At 71.0% G+C, this 13,457-nt stretch carries 13 protein-coding genes; 12 read left to right on the forward strand and 1 reads right to left on the reverse strand.

Annotated features, from left to right (window positions below; all coding sequences use genetic code 11):
* The first annotated feature begins 402 nt into the window (after positions 1-402).
* The 3 genes from KDM41_08075 (at position 403) to KDM41_08085 (ending at position 3,962) form a co-directional block, all read left to right on the forward strand.
* Entirely contained in the window at positions 403-1,878 is a 1,476-nt protein-coding gene (locus KDM41_08075) for a TolC family protein (protein MCB1183376.1), read from the forward strand.
* A gap of 23 nt (positions 1,879-1,901) precedes the next feature.
* Positions 1,902-2,579 carry an ABC transporter ATP-binding protein gene (locus tag KDM41_08080; protein MCB1183377.1) on the forward strand — a complete coding sequence of 226 codons (678 nt, stop codon included), beginning with the start codon at positions 1,902-1,904 and terminating at the stop codon, positions 2,577-2,579.
* A gap of 87 nt (positions 2,580-2,666) precedes the next feature.
* Positions 2,667-3,962 carry a rhomboid family intramembrane serine protease gene (locus KDM41_08085; protein MCB1183378.1) on the forward strand — a complete coding sequence of 432 codons (1,296 nt, stop codon included), beginning with the start codon at positions 2,667-2,669 and terminating at the stop codon, positions 3,960-3,962.
* Here KDM41_08085 and KDM41_08090 read toward each other — a convergent pair.
* Complete coding sequence (locus KDM41_08090; GenBank protein MCB1183379.1) at positions 3,901-5,181, reverse strand: aspartate kinase; 1,281 nt, start codon at positions 5,179-5,181, stop codon at positions 3,901-3,903. The two genes, KDM41_08085 and KDM41_08090, sit on opposite strands and share 62 nt — an antisense overlap.
* Positions 5,182-5,351: 170 nt before the next feature.
* Here KDM41_08090 and radC point away from each other — a divergent pair, with 170 nt between their 5' ends.
* The 9 genes from radC to KDM41_08135 all read left to right on the forward strand — a co-directional run.
* Entirely contained in the window at positions 5,352-6,074 is a 723-nt protein-coding gene (gene radC / locus KDM41_08095; GenBank protein ID MCB1183380.1) for a DNA repair protein RadC, read from the forward strand.
* Between the two features lie 42 nt (positions 6,075-6,116).
* The gene (locus KDM41_08100) at positions 6,117-7,151 is read left to right on the forward strand and encodes a rod shape-determining protein (protein ID MCB1183381.1); all 1,035 of its coding nucleotides are present in this window, start codon (positions 6,117-6,119) and stop codon (positions 7,149-7,151) included.
* A 34-nt stretch (positions 7,152-7,185) separates the two neighbouring features.
* Positions 7,186-8,019 (forward strand): rod shape-determining protein MreC, encoded by an 834-nt coding sequence (locus tag KDM41_08105; GenBank protein MCB1183382.1) that lies wholly within the window; start codon positions 7,186-7,188, stop codon positions 8,017-8,019.
* Positions 8,019-8,510 carry a rod shape-determining protein MreD gene (gene mreD, locus KDM41_08110; GenBank protein ID MCB1183383.1) on the forward strand — a complete coding sequence of 164 codons (492 nt, stop codon included), beginning with the start codon at positions 8,019-8,021 and terminating at the stop codon, positions 8,508-8,510. Before KDM41_08105 ends, mreD begins: the two co-directional genes overlap by 1 nt.
* A gap of 1 nt (position 8,511) precedes the next feature.
* The gene (gene mrdA, locus KDM41_08115; protein MCB1183384.1) at positions 8,512-10,284 is read left to right on the forward strand and encodes a penicillin-binding protein 2; all 1,773 of its coding nucleotides are present in this window, start codon (positions 8,512-8,514) and stop codon (positions 10,282-10,284) included.
* Positions 10,281-11,552, forward strand: coding sequence for a rod shape-determining protein RodA (rodA, locus tag KDM41_08120; GenBank protein MCB1183385.1), 1,272 nt, complete (start codon positions 10,281-10,283; stop codon positions 11,550-11,552). Before mrdA ends, rodA begins: the two co-directional genes overlap by 4 nt.
* Positions 11,553-11,582: 30 nt before the next feature.
* Entirely contained in the window at positions 11,583-12,341 is a 759-nt protein-coding gene (locus KDM41_08125; protein MCB1183386.1) for a prolipoprotein diacylglyceryl transferase, read from the forward strand.
* Positions 12,338-13,213 carry a hypothetical protein gene (locus KDM41_08130; protein MCB1183387.1) on the forward strand — a complete coding sequence of 292 codons (876 nt, stop codon included), beginning with the start codon at positions 12,338-12,340 and terminating at the stop codon, positions 13,211-13,213. The genes KDM41_08125 and KDM41_08130 overlap by 4 nt, the downstream gene beginning before the upstream one ends.
* Positions 13,214-13,263: 50 nt before the next feature.
* A partial coding sequence (locus KDM41_08135; GenBank protein ID MCB1183388.1) for a hypothetical protein occupies positions 13,264-13,457 on the forward strand: 194 nt, incomplete at its 3' end.

Raw genomic sequence — 13,457 nt, forward strand, 5'->3', positions numbered from 1 at the left:
GAGGTGGACCGCGCCATGCGGATCGGGTGGGATGCCGCCGGTCCGGTGCCCGGGATCCGTCGGCTTGCCGATTCGTCGCCGGATCGGCGGCCCCGTTCGCCCCTCCCATGGGGTGGCCGGGATCTCCGTGGCCGGACCCGTTCTCCGCGACACGGTCCGCCCGCAGGGAACCCCACGGGGTGGCCGTGCGTCTGGGAGACGGGCGGGAGATGTCACCTCGGCGCCGCTCGTCCGTCCTGGTTCCCGTTGGGAATTATTCACGAAGGGCCCGGGTACCTGACGCAACCCGCTCGGGAAATCTGCGTAATGCCTCGGGTTAATGGGTTGGAAACGGCGGCGGCACCGCCTATGATGCGGCCAGGGATCCACCCCCACGGACTCGGTACGACACGGGAGAGCACAATGACGCGTAAGACCGCCGGAAACCCCGGAATCGCCTCGGGAATCCTGCTCGGAATCGTTCTGGCCGCCGCCTGGGCAGCCGGCCCCGCCGCCGCGCAGGAGCGCCTCGTCGACAGCGACATGCCCCTCCTGACCCTGGACGACTGCGTCCGCCTGGCGCTGCAGGACAGCCCGACGCTGCTGATCAGCGAGGAGCGCCGCCACATCGCGAGCAAGGATGTCTCGGCGGCCTACGGCGCCTTCCTGCCCGACCTCACCCTGGGGCACAACTGGCAGAAGTCGAACCGGACCGACTACGACGTCGAGCAGTACCAGCAGGTACAGGGCTTCCTGCCGGTGTACGACACACCCAGTCTCGCGGGCAACGTGGTGGGCTACTCGCCCGCCTTCGGCCAGCTGTCCACGGGCGAGTTCGCCGACCAGACCATCACCACCCGCTACAAGGACGTCAACGGCCGCGCCAACCTGAACCTCTTCTCGGGCTTCTCCAAGTTCAGCACCCTCAGCTCGGCCAAGAACAGCCTCAAGGCGGCCGAGGCCTCGGTGGGCTACACCCGGGAGCAGGTGGCCGAGAACGTGATCGCCTCCTACTACAACCTGCTGCGCTACGCGCGCCTGCGCGAGGTGGCGATCGAGACCCGCGACCAGGCGGCCAAGGAGCTCGAGCGCACCGAGACCTACTTCCGCCTGGGCAGCGCGGCCAAGAGCGACGTGCTGCAGCAGAAGGTGCGGCTCGAGAACACGCGGCTGGACTTCGTGGTGGCCGACAACAACGTCAAGAAGGCCTTCGCCGACCTGGCCTACGCCATGAACCGGCCCATGGCCGCGGCCTTCCGCATCGACACCACCGAACTGCAGACCGACTACGCCGTCGAGGACGTCCAGACCCTGTACTCCGAGGCCCTCGAGGCCCGCAAGGACCTGATGGCCGGCGAGTACAACGTCGAGGCGGCGCAGAAGAACGTGACCACGGCCTCGAGCAACCTGCTGCCGCGGGTCGACCTCTTCGCCAGCTTCAACCGCTACAACAACGAGTCGCCCTACATCTTCGGTTCCCAGCAGTCGGGCAGCACGACCTTCGGCTACTCGGTCAGCTGGAACATCTTCGACCGCATGCAGACCATCAGCGGCCGCTCGAAGGCCAAGGCCAACGCCCGCATCGCCGAGTACGAGCTCGAGCAGGCGCGGCTGAACGTCCAGGTCGAGATCCGGCAGCTGCACAACGCGCTGGTCGAGGCGCGGGAGCGGGCGAACGTGAGCCGGGAGACGATCGTCCAGAGCGAGGAGGAGCTGCGGCTGGCCCAGGAGCGCTTCCGCGTGGGCGCCGGCACGACCCTCGACATCATCGTGGCGCAGACGAACCTCGCCAGCAGCCGGGCGCAGGAGGTCCAGGCCATGTGCGACTTCCTCATCGCGCGTTCGCAGCTCGACCGCGCCGTCGGGCGCCTGGACCGCTGGTCGCGGGAAGAGTCGTGAGCCCCCGGTCCGGCGATCAGGCCCTGATCTCGGTCAGGGACCTGCACAAGATCTACGAGGTGGGGACCCAGCAGGTCCCCGCCGTGCAGGGGGTCGACCTGGACATCCGCGAGGGCGAGTACGTGGCGATCATGGGCAGCAGCGGGTCGGGCAAGTCGACCCTGATGAACATCCTCGGCTGCCTGGACACGCCCACCCGGGGCACCTACAGCCTCAACGGCACCGAAGTGAGCACCCTGAGCGACGACGAACTGGCCGAGATCCGCAACCGGGAGATCGGCTTCGTCTTCCAGACCTTCAATCTGCTGCCGCGCAGCACCGCGGCGCAGAACGTGGAGCTGCCGCTGATCTACGCCGGCCTGAAGCCGGCTGACCGGGCGGCGCGGGTCACCAAGGCCATCGACGCGGTGGGTCTGTCGAGCCGGCGGGCGCACAAGCCCAACGAGCTGTCCGGCGGGCAGCGCCAGCGGGTGGCCATCGCGCGGGCGCTGGTGAACAATCCTTCCCTCATCCTGGCCGACGAGCCCACCGGCAACCTCGATTCGGTCACCAGCGACGAGATCATGGGCATCCTGGGCGGGTTGAACGCCCAGGGGCACACCGTGGTGATCGTCACCCACGAGGACGACATCGCCGCCCGCTGCAAGCGCGTGATCCGGCTCAGCGACGGCCGGATCATCAGCGACGAGCGCACCGCCTGATCCGGCCCCCGCGGCCGGGCGACCTCAAGCCCGGGCGCTCCCTGCCGAAATTCCCAGGACAAGGGGCCGCCGTCCCCGGACGGCGGCGTGGGCCGTTCCGTCCGGGAGCGGCGGCCGGCGCATGTCCGCGAGGGGCGCATGTACTTCTTCTACTTCTATCCGCTGGGACTGGACCGGGACCGCCGCCGTCGCCCCGTGTTGACGTGGACGCTGATGGCGGTGATGGCCGGGGTCTTCGCCTGGATGCGCTACTTCCCCGATGCGGGGGCCGTGGACCCCTGGCGGTTCGTCTTCTATCCCGGCGACGGCCCGCCCTGGACCGTGACGACGGCCGTCTTCATGCATGCCGGCTGGTTCCACCTGCTGGGCAACCTGCTGTACCTGCACGTGATCGGCCCGCCGCTGGAGGACCGCCTCGGTCCCTGGCGCTTCGGGCTGTACTTCCTGCTGCTGGGCAACTTCGGCAACCTGGTCCACGGTCTGGTTTCGGCCCTCGGCTTGCTCAACCAGGGCGGACTCGGCGTGATGGGCGCCTCGGGCGCCATCGCGGGGCTGCTCGGCTTCGGCCTGGTGCGCCTCTACGATGCGCGCGTCGAGGTGGCCTGGTGGGTGCTGGCGCCGCTGATGGGCCAGAACCGGGCCGGCAAGTCGCCCGTGCCCCTGGTCGTGGCGGTGCTGATGTGGGTCGTGCTGCAGGTGATCCAGGCCGCGCTGGCCGGCGAGACGGGCAGCCGGGTCAGCTTCGGGGCCCATCTGGGGGGCTTCGTCATGGGCGTGCTCATGGCCCTGGCCCTCGGCGAGCTGAAGTGGGGGCGGGCCGAGGCGGCCCGGGCCCGGGCGCGCCGCTATTTCCGCGAGGGGCACTTCCACGCGGCGGCGGGGGCGTGGAGCGAGTATCTCGAGCGGGTGCCGGACGACGGCGACGCGCGGCTCGATCTGGCCCGCACCCTGCACGTGGCCGACCGCAAGGCCGAGGCGGCGACCCTTTTCGGGCGCTCCTACCGCGCGCTGCTCGGGGGCAGTCGCGTCGACCTGGCCCTGCAGGTGTACGACGAGACGGTGCGCGGCCGCATCGACATGGGGCTCGGGCCGGCCGATCTGGCGCGGGTCGCGAGCTACAAGGAAAAGCAGCTGGACTACCGGGGAGCCCTCGATGTGTACCGCCGCCTGCACCGGGAACATCCGCGCCATCCGCAGGGGCAGCGGGCCCTCGTGCGCGGCGTCGTGCTGTGCCACGGCAAGGTGGGGGACGAAGCGGAGCGTCAGGCCTGGCTCGAGGCGGCCGCCGCCGACCTCGCCGCCGGCAGCTGGCGCGACTTCCTCATCCGCGAGTTCGCTCTGCCAGCAGGGCGCCGTGCAGTCCCCGTACCAGGGCGGGATTGAGGGGTGCCGGCACGAGCAGCCGCAGGGCCGAACCGTCCGCGCGCATGCGCCATCGGCCGGCCGGCAGGTCGGCCATGACCTCGCCCACGTGGCGCTGCACCTCCAGCCAGCTGTCGGGCCGACCGCCGGCCAGGCTCACGCAGGCCAGCCCGGGCTCCCAGGTCGGATCCGCCCCGGCGGCGAGCAACTCGTCGCGCAGCGGTGCCAATCCCGTCTGACGGGTCCAGCCCTCCCAACGGAAATCGTCGGCGCTGTCGAGCCACTCGGCCACGGTCAGGGCCGGATCGAGATGGGCGAGCAGGATGTCGCGCCAGCGGCGGCCGGTGCCGCCGTCCGGCGCAGCCAGCCGGATCCGCGTGACGGCCTCGACCGCGTTGAGGACCAGGGGGCGGTAGCGGTTCTCGCGGTCGCCACAGGCGCCGCCGGCACAGGGGTCGGGCGCGTCGGGCGCGGCCGCGGCGACCGCGTCGTCCACCGGAACGGTGCCGATGGCCGTGCCGGGGCCGTCGTGGAAGCTGGACCGCACCACGAGGGGCACGCCCTTCTCGGCCGCGTACTCGACGGCGCGCAGATGCACCACACCGCAGCCCGACTCGGCCACGGCCCGCATCTCGTCCCACGTGAGCCGGTCGTGGCGCCCGGGCTCGGGCACGAGGCGGGGGTCGGCGGCCAGCACCCCGTCGACGTCCTTGAGGATCTCGCAGCGGACGGCGCCGAGGGCGGCCGCCAGGGCCACCGCCGTGGTGTCGCTGCCGCCGCGGCCGAGGGTCGTGATCTCCCGCTCGCGACTGACCCCCTGGAAGCCCGCCACCACCACCACGAAGCCCTGCTCGAGGGCGTCGCGCACGCGGTCGCCCTTCACCTCGAGGATGCGCGCGTCGCTGTGGCTCGAGTCGGTGATGATGCCGCACTGGCTGCCGGTGAAGCTGATGGCCGGGCAGCCGGCATCGGCGAGGGCCATGGAGAGCAGGCTCATGGTGATGCGCTCGCCCACCGACAGCAGCATGTCCAGCTCCCGGCGGGGCGGGGAAGGGTGGGCCTGGGCCGCGAGCGCGCCCAGTTCGTCGGTGGTCTTGCCCATGGCGCTGACGACGACCACGAGGCGGTAGCCCCGGTCGCGGGCGGCCTTGAGGTCCCGGGCCACGGTGCGGATCCGCTCGACGCTGGCGAGGCTGCTGCCGCCGTACTTGCGGACGAGGATGGGCGGGGAAGCGGACACGGTCACCTCACGGGTTGCACGGGAGCGTCGGGGCCGGCCGGACGGCAGCGGCCCTTCGCGCGAACAATAGCCCACGGCGGGGCCGGCGACAACGCCCGGTCGGGGGCACGGCGGGCCCGCCTCGCCCGCGAAGGTACCCGGGACGCCGCCCTGGTCGGCGGGGCCACAAAATGATGTTCAAATCGGGATCCGTCGCCCATAATCGGGCCGGAAACGCCGATTCGGCCGTTCCGGACGACCGCCGGGGGCGTCTCGACCGGTACGGCCCGGGCGCCTGGAGCACGGCCGAACTGCTCAGTTGCGTGCTGGGTCCCGGGGGCCCGGTGGCCCCGGGGCTCGTGGCCGACCGCCTGCTGGCGGACTGCCCCGATCTGGGGCGCCTGGCGGCCCTGTCGCCGGCGGTGCTGGCCCGGTGTCCCGGCATGGGGCCGGTGCGGAGCGAGCGGGTGCTGGCCGCCCTCGAACTCGGGTTGCGGGCCTGCGATCCGCCGGCGCGGACCGGCATCGTGGTCCGGCGGCCCGAAGACGTCTACACCCTGCTGCGGGCTGAATTCCGCGGTCTTGACAGGGAACGTTTTCTTGCACTTTATCTCGATGCGAGGCATCGTGTGCAGGCCGTCGAGACGGTCTCCATCGGCTCGCTCAATGCGTCCCTGGTGCACCCCAGGGAGGTCTTCAAGCCGGCGGTGGCCATGTCGGCCGCGGCGGTGATCGTGGCCCACAACCACCCGTCCGGCAATCCGCGGCCCAGCGGCGACGATCTCGACCTGACCGCGCGCCTCGACCGCTGCGGCGAACTGTTGGGAATCGCCTTGCTCGACCACCTGGTGGTCGGCGACACGGAAGTCACCAGTATCAGGGAATACGGCTGGCCCGCCGGCCCCACACCATGAGGGGGACAGGGTGCGGCCACTGCCTCCGGAAGGATTCGGACCATGCTCAAACGCCTGCAGGGGATGTTCACCAACGATATCGCCATCGACCTGGGCACGGCCAACACGCTGGTCTACATCAAGGGCAAGGGCATCGTCCTGAACCAGCCGTCGGTGGTGGCCATGGACAAGGTCACCGACAAGGTCTACGCCGTGGGCGGCGAGGCCAAGGCCATGCTGGGCAAGACCCCCGACCGCATCTCCGCCATCAGGCCCATGAAGGACGGCGTGATCGCCGACTTCGAGGTCACCGAGTTCATGCTGCGCGAATTCATCAAGATGGCGCAGAAGAAGCGCCATTTCATCGCGCCGCGCATCGTGGTCTGCGTGCCCTCGGGCATCACCGAGGTGGAGAAGCGCGCCGTGCGCGACAGCGCCAAGCACGCCGGGGCCCGCGAGGTGTTCCTGGTGGCCGAGCCCATGGCGGCGGCCATCGGCGTCGGCCTGCCCGTCGACCAGCCCTCCGGCAACATGATCATCGACATCGGCGGCGGCACCACCGAGATCGCCGTCATCGCGCTCAACGGCATCGTCTGCGACACCTCGATCCGCGTGGGCGGCGACGAGCTCGACGAGGCCATCGTCAACTACATCAAGAAGAACCACAACCTGCTGATCGGCGACCAGACCGCCGAGAACATCAAGAAGACCATCGGCTCGGCCCACAAGTTCGACGACGAGCGCGAGATGGAGGTCAAGGGCCTGTACCAGGTCAGCGGCGTGCCCAAGACCCTGAAGATCTCCTCGGTCGAGATCCGCGAGGCGCTGCAGGAACCGATCCAGGCCATCTGCGACGCGCTGAAGCAGAGCCTCGAACAGACCCCGCCGGAGCTGGCGGCCGACATCAAGGACCGCGGCATCGTGCTCACCGGGGGCGGCGCCCTGCTGAAGGGCCTGCCGGAGCTCCTGCGCGAGCAGACCGACCTGCCGATCAACCTCATGGACGATCCGCTGTTCTGCGTGGTGCTGGGAACCGGCAAGATCCTCGACGACTTCGAACGCTACCGGCCGGTGATCATGCAGGGCGGCCGCAACTGATCGGCGCGGCCGGCGGCAGAACGGATTCTCACCGATGATGGGGCGCGCGCTCAACTTCTCCATGCGGGGCGAGGTCATCACGCTCGTCGTCTGCGTGGGCCTTTCGCTCACCCTGCTGCTGCTGCCCACGGGCACCCGCCTCGTGGTGGCCGACCGCCTCGGCGCCGTCCTGACCACGCCCTACTGGAACGCCCGCAACTACGCCGAGGACGTGCTGCACATCCGCGACGAGAACGCCATGCTGCTCGAACAGGTGGCCGAGCTCGAGCTCATGGCCGCCGCCGGCGAGCGCATGCAGCGCGACGCCGACCTGATGGTCGGCCCGGCCCTCGATCCCGGCTTCGTCGGCGAGCTCGTGCCCTGCCGCGTGATCATGCGCCAGCGCAGCCGCTTCGCCACCATGATCAAGGTGCACAGCCTCGAGGAACTGGCCTGGGAGCCGTGGCTGCCCGTGGTCACCCGCGAAGGCTATCTCGGCCGGGTGCGGCAGGTGGTGGGCCCGCGCGAGGCGTGGGTCGAGCTGCTCTCGGCGCCGGACTTCGCCCTGGGCGTCGAGCTCGAGCGCACCGGACTGCTGGGGGTGCTGCGCCCGCGCGGCGACCGCTTCGTGGTCGAGATGGTCGGCCGCGACGAGGACGTGCAGGCGGGCGACCGCGTGATCACCTCCGGCATCGCCGAGATCCGCGAGCGCGGCCAGGGCGGCGGCGCGAGCGTCGTGACGCCGCGCGGCTTCCCGGTGGGGGAGGTCGTCGAGACCACGTCGCCGTCGGACCAGATCTTCCGGGAGATCCTCGTCGCGCCGGCGGCGTCGCTCGTGCGCAACGAGACCGTCTTCGTGGTGGCCCCGGCGGAAGCGGACAAGCCCTGATGCGCGCCTTCATCCGCACGACCCTGACCTGGATCCTGGTGGCCTTCGTCGGCGACACCATGATCGCGCCGGTGATCGACATCAAGGGCGTGGCCCCCGACTTCTCGGTCATCGCCCTGGTGCTGCTGGCGCTGGCGGCGGGAGCGACGCCGGCCACGGCGGGCGGATTCATGCTCGGTCTCGTGCAGGACCTCTCGAACCCCTCCCTGCTCGGGCTGCAGGCCCTGTGCAAGTCGGGCCTCGGCTTCGCCCTCGGACGCCTGCGCGGCCACCTGGTCTACGGGGTGCCCCTGGTCGAGGGCGCGGTGGTGGCCCTGTCGGTCTTCGCCCACGACTTCGTCTTCCTGCTGGTGCAGAGCAACCTGTCGGACGAGCGCTTCCTCGTGCCCCTGCTGGCCCGCACCATTCCGGTGGCCCTGTACTCGGGCCTGGCGGCGATCCCGCTGATCCGCCTCGCCGAGTACCTGGGCATCCTGCGCCAGGAGGACTGAGATGCCCGACCGCGATTTCCTGCTGCGCGTCGGCGTCTTCCGCCTGGTGGTGGGCGGGCTCTTCCTGATCCTCGTCGGCAACCTCTTCGGCATGATGGTGCTGCGCCACGACTACTACCAGGGGCAGGCCCTGGAGAACCGCCAGGAGCGCTTCCGGGTGCGGGCGCCGCGCGGGCGCATCTTCGACCGCGAAGGCAAGGTGCTGGCCGACAACCTCTACATCGCCGACATCGTGGTGCCGCGGGGCAGCGTCACCGAGGACGGGCCCGATTCGACCCTCGCGCGCCTGATGACGTGGTTCGACCTGCCGCCCGCCGAGACCGTCGAGCGCCTCGTCGAGCAGAAGCGCCGCAGCGGCCCCCTGGTCCTGGTGCGCAACGCGAGCATGGCCCAGATCTCGGCGGTCGAGGAACGCGGCCGCGAACTGCCCGGCGTGCGGGTGCGGGCGCGGGCCCGGCGGCGCTACCTGCACGGACCGCTCTTCGCCCACGTGATCGGCTACGTGGGCGAGGTGGGGCAGGCCGACCTGGACACCACCGGCGACTGGACGGGCTATCGGCCCGGCGACTCCATCGGCAAGCAGGGCCTCGAGGCGTCCCTCGAGTCCGTGTTGCGGGGCACCAGCGGCGTGAAGCTGGAGGAGGTCAACGCCTCGGGCCGCGTGGTGGGGCGCGAGGCGGTCTGGCTGCGCGAGGTCGAGCCGGGCACCGACGTCACCCTCGCCATCTCGCTGCACCTGCAGGAGGTCATGGCCGCGGCCATCGGCGACCGGCCGGCCTGCGGGGTGGCCCTCGACACCGAGACCGGCCAGGTGCTCGCCGCCTACAGCAATCCCACCTTCGATCCCAACCTGATGACCGTGTCGATCAGCACCGACCAGTGGCGGCAGCTGACCAGCGACCCCGCGAAGCCCTTCTTCAACCGGGTGGTGCAGGCCACGTACCCGCCGGCCTCCCTCTACAAGCCGGTCACGAGCCTGGCGGCGCTGCAGCATCGCCTGGTGGGGCGCGAGACCTACCTCGAGCCCTGTCTGGGCGGCTGGGAGTTCGGCAACCGCTACTTCCGCTGCTGGCTGCCGACGGGCCACGGCGACGTCGACCACACCGAGGCCATCGTGCGCAGCTGCGACACCTTCTACTACCAGCTCGCGCTGCGGCTCGATCTGGAGCAGCTCGGCGCCGCGGCGCGGGCCTTCGGACTCGGGCGCACCTGCACCCGCCTGTTCAGCGACGAGGTGGCCGGCAACGTGCCGGACACCGAGTACTACGACCGGCGCTTCGGCGAGGGGCGCTGGACCCGCGGCGTCATGCTGAACAACGCCATCGGCCAGGGCGAGCTGCTGGTGACGCCGATCCAGATGGCGGTGCTGGCCGGACGCCTGGCCACGTCCGGGCGCATGCCCGACCCCGAGTTCGTGCTGCTGCCGCCCGAGCCCACCCAGCGTCCGGCGCCGCTGCCCTTCCGCGAGGCCGATCTGGCCTGGGTGCGGGACGCGCTGATCGAGACGGTCGACCGGGGCACGGGCAAGCAGGCCGGCCTCGAGGGCATCCCGGTGGCGGGGAAGACGGGCACGGCGCAGAATCCGCACGGGGCGGACCACGCCTGGTTCATGTGCTTCGCGCCGGCCGACGCGCCCGAGGTGGCGGTGGCCGTGATCATCGAGAACGCCGGCCACGGCAGCACCGAGGCGGCCCCGGTGGCCGGGACCTGGCTCGAAGCCTATTTCCGGGGCACGGGCCGGCTCGCGCCGGCCGGGTCGGAGGGGGGATCATGAGCCTGATGCACGCCCTGGTCCCGCCGGGGGACAAGCTCATCTTCGTGGCCTGGGTGCTGCTGGGGTTGGCCAGCCTGGCCGTGCTGTGGTCGGTGACCGAACCCATCTCCGGCCCCTACGAGCAGCTCGACCCGGGCGTGTCCAAGACCGTCTTCATCAAGCAGGCCATCTGGCTGGTGATCAGCTACGTGGGCCTGATCATCGCCACGCGGGTGCCCCTGCGCTACCTGGACAACGTGGCGATCCCGCTCTACCTGTTCACGATCCTGCTGCTGCTGCTGATCCTCCTGATCGGGCCGAAGATCGGCGGCGCCCAGCGCTGGCTCGCCCTCGGGCCCATGCGCCTGCAGCCGTCGGAAGTGGCCAAGGTGACCTTCATCATCATGTGCGCGAGCGTGCTCGGCCGCGACAAGGACCGCGGCGCCGGCTTCGGCACCACCCTCGTCAGCTTCGCGGTCATGGCCGTGCCCATGTTCCTGGTCCTGCGCGAGCCCGACCTCGGCACCAGCCTGGTCTTCCTGGCGGTTTGGGTGGGCATGATCTTCTGGTACGGCATCCCCGGCATCCTGCTGCTGGCGGCGGCGAGCGCGGTGGCCAGCGCGGTGATCATGTTCTACTCCGAGTCCGTGGCCGAGCAGGCCTGGCCGTGGGCGGCCTACATCCTGCTGATCCTGGGCGGGCTGTACCTGGTGAACTGGAGCATCCCGGCCAAGGTCACGGTGCTGGGGCTGAACGTGGCGTCGGGCATCGGCATCCCCTTCTTCTGGGAGCGCCTGAAAGGCTACCAGCAGGAGCGCATCCTGACCTTCTTCGATCCCGGCCGCGACGCCTTCGGCTCGGGCTACCAGGCGATCCAGTCGAAGGTGGCCATCGGCTCGGGCGGGCTCTTCGGCACCCACTACCTGCAGGGTACCCAGAAGGGGCTCGCGTTCCTGCCCGAGCGGCAGACCGACTTCATCTTCTCGGTGGTGGGGGAGGAACTCGGCTTCCTCGGCACGGTTGTGCTGCTGGGGCTGTTCCTGCTGATCATCCTGCGCGGGGTGACGGTGGCCGCCACGGCGCGGCAGCCGTACCAGCGCTTCATGGCGATCGGCATCGTGACCTACTTCGTCTTCCACGTGGTGGTGAACGTCGCCATCACGACGGGGCTGCTGCCGGTGACCGGCCTGCCGCTGCCGCTGATCAGCTACGGGGGCTCGAACCTCCTGATCAGCTCGGTGCTGCTGGGCCTGCTGCTGAACGTGAGCTCGCGCACCTTCGAAGCCTGACCGGCCGCCCCAGGCGGCCTGGAGACCCCTATGCATCCGGAGATCTTCGGCCTGATCAAGAGCTACGGCCTGATGCTGGCGATCAGCTTCGCCCTCGGGCTGTGGCTGAGCATCCGGCGCGGCCGGCCGCTGGGCGTGGCCGCCGACGACATCATGGACCTCGTCTTCGGGGTCCTCGTTTCCAGCCTCGTCGGCGTGCGGCTGTTCTACGTGGCCACGCACCCCGGCGACTTCCACCCCTGGTACCGCGCCTTCTTCCTGTGGGACGGCGGGCTGACCCTGTACGGCGGCATCATCCTGGCCACCCTCACGGTGCTGGTCATGGCGCGCCGGCGCGGCATCCCCTTCCTGGTCATGGCCGACATCTTCTCGCCCGGCGTGATCCTGGGCATCGGCATCACGCGCATCGGCTGCTTCCTGGCCGGATGCTGCTACGGCCACCCGACCGGCCTGTCGTGCGGCGTGGTCTTCCCGGCCGACGCGCCGGCCACGCTCCAGTACGGGCCGGTGGCGGTGCACCCGTCCCAGCTCTACGCGTCGGCGGGGGGCTTCGCCATCTTCGCGCTGCTGCTCCTGGCCGAGCGGTTCAGCGCCTACCGCGGGGCGACCTTCGGCCGCTTCCTGATGCTGTACGGGGTGAGCCGGTTCCTGGTCGACTTCACGCGCTACTACGAGCCGGAGCAGATCACCGGCCTCGGCTGGAGCAACAACCAGTGGATCAGCCTCGGCCTGATCGCCGCCGGCGTGGCGGTGCAGGTCGTGTGCGCGCGGCGGAAGGGGGCGGCGTGACCGACGTGCTGGAAATCGCCGGCGACGGCTTCCGCCTCGGCGGGGAACCCTGGGAACCGGACGGGCCGTTCTTCGCCGTGCTCGGCGATCCCGTCGCCCACAGCCTCTCGCCGGCCATGCACAACGCGGCCCTGCGGGAACGCGAGATCGACGCCGTGTACCTGCCGCTGCGCATCCAGGCCGGCCAGTTGCGCCGGCTCAAGGAGGCGGAGTTCGCCCGGGATCTCGTGGGCTTCAACGTGACGGCGCCGCACAAGGAGGCCGTGGCGGCCCTGTGCGACGGGCGGACCGACCAGGCCCGGGTCCTCGCCGCCGTCAACACCGTGAAGGTGGAGGACGGGCGCTGGCTGGGCCACAACACCGACAGCGGCGGCCTGCTCGCGGTCCTGGCCCAGGTCTGGCCCTCGGAGGACCGCCCCGAACGCGTGGTCGTGCTGGGCGCCGGCGGCTCGGGTCGGGCGGCCATCGACGCGGTGCTGCGCTGGGGCGTGCCGCGGTTGGAGGTCCGCAACCGCTCGGCCGACGGGCAGCGCCGCGTGCGCCGCTGGCTGGAAGAGCGCGGGACGGAAACCGAGATCCGGGTCGACGGCCTGACGGCCGGGAGCGAGGGGATCCCCGACCGGGGCACCCTGTGGATCTGCTGCCTCGCGGGCGGGGTGTCGGCGCGCCCCTACCTGCCCGTGGCGGCGGGCGCGTCCCCTGCCGTCCTGCTGGACGTGCGCTACGGCGACCAGTTGCCGGACGAGGAGCCGCCGCTCGGCTTCGCCTGCCAGGACGGACGACCCATGCTGCTGATGCAGGGCGGGCTGGCCTTCGCCTGGTGGAACGGCCCGCCGGTGCCGTGGGACGCCATGCGCCGGGCCCTCGACTGAGCCGGGCCGGCCTGCCGGCCCCTGTCCGCCTCCCGGACGGACGGAAAGCCATGTTCCGCAGAAGCTGGGTGCAGGCCGTCACGGGCCTGCTCGAGTTCGTGTACCCCGAACGGTGCGTCCTGTGCGAAGCGTCGCCGGCGGACGTGGCGTGGTGGCCGGGCGCGTGCGCAGGGCCCGGCTGCCGCGCCGCCGATCGGCCGCACCTCTGTGCGGCGTGCGCTGCGGCGCTGGCGCCGCAGGTGGT

Source organism: bacterium (assembly GCA_020440705.1).
GTDB lineage: Bacteria > Krumholzibacteriota > Krumholzibacteriia > LZORAL124-64-63 > LZORAL124-64-63 > JAGRNP01.

Bases quoted from the DNA above. Each gene is read 5' to 3' on its own strand.
- KDM41_08075 (MCB1183376.1), top strand. From the start codon at position 403: ATGACGCGTAAGACCGCCGGAAACCCCGGAATCGCCTCGGGAATCCTG.
- radC (MCB1183380.1), top strand. From the start codon at position 5,352: ATGATGTTCAAATCGGGATCCGTCGCCCATAATCGGGCCGGAAACGCC.
- KDM41_08100 (MCB1183381.1), top strand. From the start codon at position 6,117: ATGCTCAAACGCCTGCAGGGGATGTTCACCAACGATATCGCCATCGAC.
- KDM41_08105 (MCB1183382.1), top strand. From the start codon at position 7,186: ATGATGGGGCGCGCGCTCAACTTCTCCATGCGGGGCGAGGTCATCACG.
- mreD (MCB1183383.1), top strand. From the start codon at position 8,019: ATGCGCGCCTTCATCCGCACGACCCTGACCTGGATCCTGGTGGCCTTC.
- mrdA (MCB1183384.1), top strand. From the start codon at position 8,512: ATGCCCGACCGCGATTTCCTGCTGCGCGTCGGCGTCTTCCGCCTGGTG.
- rodA (MCB1183385.1), top strand. From the start codon at position 10,281: ATGAGCCTGATGCACGCCCTGGTCCCGCCGGGGGACAAGCTCATCTTC.
- KDM41_08125 (MCB1183386.1), top strand. From the start codon at position 11,583: ATGCATCCGGAGATCTTCGGCCTGATCAAGAGCTACGGCCTGATGCTG.